The sequence below is a fragment of the Streptomyces calidiresistens genome (genome assembly GCF_014141525.1).
Taxonomy (GTDB): domain Bacteria; phylum Actinomycetota; class Actinomycetes; order Streptomycetales; family Streptomycetaceae; genus Streptomyces; species Streptomyces calidiresistens.
This window is the reverse complement of record NZ_VKHS01000372.1, coordinates 1-5248: the sequence shown is the minus strand read 5'-3', so window position 1 is coordinate 5248 and position 5248 is coordinate 1. Positions and strand designations below refer to the sequence as shown.

Here is a 5248-nt window from a genome sequence, read left to right as displayed (position 1 = left end):
GGGGAGAGGGCTCGCCCATCGACCCCGGGCGATCCCGGGGGAAAGCGTTCGATCCCGATTGTTGACCGGACATCAACAAAGCGCCGAGGATGGCATGGGAGCGCTCCCATGGTGATTCGCTTCGGATCCCGTCGGGCCGGGCCCGGGGTGGGTCCGTGTCGCCCCGGAACCCGGCCGGTACCCCCCACCATCCGTCTTCCGGAAGGACCGAGCCGTGCCCCATCGTCCCTCCCCGATCCCGGCCGACCCCGCGCCGCCCGGCACATCCCCGGCGGTGTCCGCGCCCGGGGCCTCCCGGGCCGTCCGCCGGCTGCGCCGAGGCGCGATCGGAACCGTCGCCGCGGTCGCCCTCCTCGGCGGCACCCTCGCCGTCCCGGCCCTCGCCGACGAGCCCGGGGAGCCCGCCGGGCCCGAGCTGATCGTCAACGGGGACTTCTCCGCCGGCACCACCGGCTGGTGGTGGACCGCCAACACCGAGGGGACCGCCGCCGACGGGCGGCTGTGCCTCGACATCCCCGGCGGCACCGTCGAACCCTGGGACGCCATCGTCGGCCAGGACGGCCTCCCGCTCACGGCCGGCGAGACCTACGCCCTCACCTTCACCGCCGAGTCCACCCTGCCGATCGTCAGCCGCACCAACGTGCAGCTGCCCGTGGAGCCCTGGACCCAGGAACTCGGCTCGGTCGATGTCATCGGACCGGAGCCGGAGACCTTCACCCACGTCTTCACCCCCGGCGCCGACCACGACGCCGCCCAACTCGTCTACCAGATCGGCGGCAGCGACCAGCCCTTCACCTTCTGCCTCTCGGAGGTCTCGCTGCGGGGCGGGGCGGAGCAGCAGCCCTACGAGCCCGACACCGGCTCACCGGTGCGGGTCAACCAGGTGGGTTACCTCACCGAGGGCCCCAAGCGGGGCACCGTCGTCACCGACGCGACCGGCCCGCTGGACTTCACCGTGCGCGACGCCGGCGGCTCGGCCGTGGCGAGCGGCACCACCACCCCGCTCGGCGAGGACCCGACCTCCCGGCAGAACGTCCACGGCTTCGACTTCTCCGAGCTGGACGAGGCCGGCACCGGCTACACGGTCGAGGTCGACGGGGCCACGAGCATCCCCTTCGCGATCGGCGACGACCTCTACTCCGACCTGCGGTCGGACGCGCTGGCGTACTTCTACCACAACCGCAGCGGCATCGAGATCGAGGCCGACCTCGTCGGCGAGGAGTACGCCCGTCCCGCCGGTCACGTGGACGTCGCCCCCAACCGGGGTGACGGCGCGGTGCCCTGCCGCCCCGGCCAGTGCGACTACACCCTGGACCTCACCGGCGGTTGGTACGACGCCGGTGACCACGGCAAGTACGTCGTCAACGGCGGCATCTCCGTGGCCCAGGTGATGGCGAACTTCGAGCGCACCCTGCACGTGGAGGGCGCGAACGACGAGCCGTTGGGCGACGGCGCGCTGCGGGTGCCCGAGCGCGGCAACGGCGTGCCCGACATCCTCGACGAGGCGCGCTGGCAGATGGACTTCCTGATGCGGATGCAGGTGCCCGAGGGCGAGCCGCTGGCCGGCATGGCGCACCACAAGATGCACGACCGCAACTGGACCGGCATGCCGATGCTGCCCCACCAGGACCCGCAGATCCGCGAGTTGGCCCCGCCGTCCACCGCCGCGACCCTCAACCTCGCCGCCTCCGCCGCCCAGTGCGCGCGGCTGTTCGAGCCCTACGACGCCGACTTCGCCGCACGCTGCCTGGAGGTCGCCGAGTCGGCCTGGGACGCCGCCGTGGCCAACCCCACCCGCTACGCGAGCCCCAACGACGGGCAGGGCGGCGGTGCCTACAGCGACAACAACGTCACCGACGAGTTCTACTGGGCCGCCGCGGAGCTGTTCATCACCACCGGTGACGCGGAGTACCGGGCGGCCGTCCTGGACTCCCCGATCCACGGCGACCTCGACGCCACCTTCCCGCGCGGCGGCTTCTCCTGGGCCGAGACGGCCGCGCTGGGGGCCCTCAACCTCGCCGTGGTGCCCAACGAACTCGCCGAGAACGAGCTGGCGGAGGTCCGGGCGCTGCTGCTGGAGGCCGCCGACCGGTACGCGGCCGACTCCGCCGGCACCGCCTACGACCTGCCCTTCGACGCCACCTATGTCTGGGGCTCCAACAGCCAGGTCCTCAACAACATGATCGTCCTGGCCACGGCCCACGACCTGACCGGCGAGGACGCCTACCGCGACGCCGCCCTCGGCGGATGGGACTACCTGCTGGGTCGCAACCCGCTCAACCTCTCCTACGTCACCGGCTACGGCGAGCGGTACGCGCACAACCAGCACCACCGGCACTGGGCCCGGCAGCTGAACCCCAACCTGCCGCACGCCGCGCCCGGTTCGGTGGCGGGCGGGCCCAACAGCGCGCTTCAGGACCCGATCGCCCAGCGGTTGCTGACCGGCTGCGCCCCGGCGATGTGCTACATCGACCACATCGAGTCCTACGCGACCAACGAGGTCACCATCAACTGGAACGCCCCGCTGGCCTGGATGGCGTCCTGGGCCGACGACCTCGCCGCCGGCTCCGGCGACGGCGGTGACAACGGTGGCGGCGACAACGGCGGCGGTGACAACGGCGGCGGTGACAACGGTGACGCGACCTGTGCGGTCACCTGGACCGCCAACCGCTGGAACGGCGGCTTCACCGCCGAGGTCCGGGTTCGCAACACCGGCGCCGAGGCCATCTCCCCCTGGGAGCTGCGCTGGAGCTTCGCCGACGACCAGCGGATCACCCAGGCCTGGAGCGCCGAGGTGACCCAGAGCGGACGCGACGTGGTGGCCCGTCCCGCCGCCTGGAACTCCGTCCTGGCTCCGGGGGCCGAGATCGGCTTCGGCTTCCTGGGGACCGCCGGGTCCGCGGCGGCCGATCCGACCGCCTTCACCCTGGGCGGCGCGGCCTGCTCCACCGGCTGATCCGGGGCGGGGGCGTCCCCGCACACGACCGGGCCGGGCCCGTTCTTCCCGACGGGCCCGGCCCTCGTGCGGTGCGGGCGGGTCGTGTTCCCCCGATCCGCCGTCGGCCTCAGCCCGGGGCCGGAACCGGGAAGCGGTTCCAGACCCGGTGCGACTTCAGCAGTTCGGACATCTCCTCCAGGACCGCGGAGGGGGTGGGACCCAGCACCACGCCGGGCGCCGTCGGGGAGCACCCCGCCGCCCGGAGGACGTTGTCGGCACCGCCCCAGCCGCCGATGGCCTTGGAGTGCCGGAAGGTCTCGGAGACCATGAGCAGCACCCGGGGGTCGATCCCGGCGCCGGCGCTCTCCATGGGGGCGCCCGCCCCGGCGCTGCGCGCCCCCGAGGCGTCGGGGCCGATCGCCGCGCTCCCGGCCAGCAGCAGCGCGTCGAACTCCACCGATCGCGCGGTGACGAAGGTCCGCTGCACCGTGATCGGGTCCTCGTCCCCGCCGTCGGAGAGCTGCCCGCCGGTCGGCGCGATCACCAGCGGCACCATGCCCGCCTCCAGGATCGAGTCCCGCACCGACCGCACCCGGGACAGGTCGGCGCCGGTGTCGGCGACGATCCCGATGATCCGTCCCTCGGTCGGCCAGGTCTTCCCCACCTGGGAGAGCGCCGGGCTCGGCTCCGGCGCGACATCCGCGTACCGGGGGTCCGGGTCGGGCGCGGGCAGGCCGAGACCGGTCGCCACCTCGCGGCACAGCCGCTCGTCGATGTTGGCCAGCACCCGCAGCGTCCGCTCCCGGATCGTCTGCTCGTAGCACTTGGCCAGCTCGAAGGTGTAGGCGCCGATGATGTGTTCCTGCTCCACCGGCGACATGCTCCGCCAGAACAGTCGGGGCTGGGAGAAGTGGTCGTCGAAGGACTCCGGCAGTTCCCGCACCTGGCGGGCCTCCGGGACCCGCACGGGGGTCTCCACGTACCCGCCCTCGTCGGCGCCGGCCATGAACGGGCAACCGCCGTCCAGGGAGTTGGGGTGGTACGGAGCCACCCCCCGGTGCACGGCCTGCTGGTGGAAGCCGTCCCGCAGCATGTCGTTGACCTCGGCGTGCGGCCGGTTGATCGGGATCTGCGAGAAGTTCGGCCCGGCCAGGCGGGTGATCTGGGTGTCGAGGTAGGAGAAGAGCCGTCCCGCCAGCAGCGGGTCGTCGGTGATGTCGATGCCCGGCACCAGATGGCCGGGGTGGAACGCCACCTGCTCGGTCTCCGCGAAGTAGTTCGAGGGGTTGGCGTCCAGGGTCAGCAGCCCGATCGGCTGCACCGGTGCCAGCTCCTCGGGCACGATCTTCGTCGGGTCCAGCAGGTCGATGCCCTCGAAGGTCTGCTCCGGGGTGTCGGGGAAGGCCTGGATGCCCAGCTCCCACTGCGGGTGCGCCCCGGCCTCGATGGCGTCGGCCAGGTCGCGGCGGTGGAAGTCGGGGTCGAAACCGTTGATCATCTGCGCCTCCTCCCACACCAGGGAGTGGACGCCCAGCCGCGGCTTCCAGTGGAACTTCACCAGCGTGGTCGAGCCGTCCTCGGCCACCAGCCGGAAGGTGTGGACGCCGAAGCCCTCCATCGTCCGGTAGGAGCGGGGGATGCCCCGGTCCGACATGTTCCAGAGGGTGTGGAAGGTCGCCTCGGTGTGCAGGGAGACGAAGTCCCAGAACGTGTCGTGGGCGCTCTGCGCCTGCGGGATCTCCCGGTCCGGGTGCGGCTTGGCCGCGTGGACGACGTCGGGGAACTTGATCGCGTCCTGGATGAAGAACACCGGGATGTTGTTCCCCACCAGGTCGAAGACGCCCTCGGAGGTGTAGAACTTCGTGGCGAAGCCCCGGGTGTCGCGGACGGTGTCCGCCGAGCCGCGCGAGCCCAGCACGGTGGAGAAGCGCACGAAGACCGGGGTCTCCACGTCCCGTGCCAGGAAGGCCGCCTTGCAGATGTCCGAGGCGGTGCCGTAGCCGCGGAAGACGCCGTGGGCCGCCGCGCCCCGGGCGTGCACCACCCGCTCGGGGATGCGTTCGTGGTCGAAGTGGGTGATCTTCTCCCGCAGGTGGTGGTCGCGCAGCAGCACGGGGCCGCGCGCGCCCGCCTTCAGCGAGTGGTCGGTGTCCGAAAGACGCAATCCCTGGGCGGTGGTCAGCCGGGCCCCCTGTTGGGCGCGGTCGCCCGTCTCCCCGGAGCGGCGCCCGGTCGGGGAGACGGGGGCGGGTTCGCTCTGGTCCGGTTTGGGCGGCAGCGGCTCGCGGGGGGCGGTGGGCTCCTCCAGGG

Annotated in this window: 2 protein-coding genes; one reads left to right on the top strand and one right to left on the bottom strand. The window is 72.6% G+C overall.

The window, feature by feature from the left end; translation table 11 throughout:
* Positions 1-274: 274 nt before the first annotated feature.
* Positions 275-2956, top strand: coding sequence for a glycoside hydrolase family 9 protein (locus FOE67_RS15690; protein ID WP_323384967.1), 2682 nt, complete (start codon positions 275-277; stop codon positions 2954-2956).
* A 109-nt stretch (positions 2957-3065) separates the two neighbouring features.
* On the opposite strand, the gene FOE67_RS15685 is transcribed toward FOE67_RS15690, so the two are convergent.
* A partial coding sequence (locus FOE67_RS15685) for a catalase (RefSeq protein WP_182664731.1) occupies positions 3066-5248 on the bottom strand: 2183 nt, incomplete at its 5' end.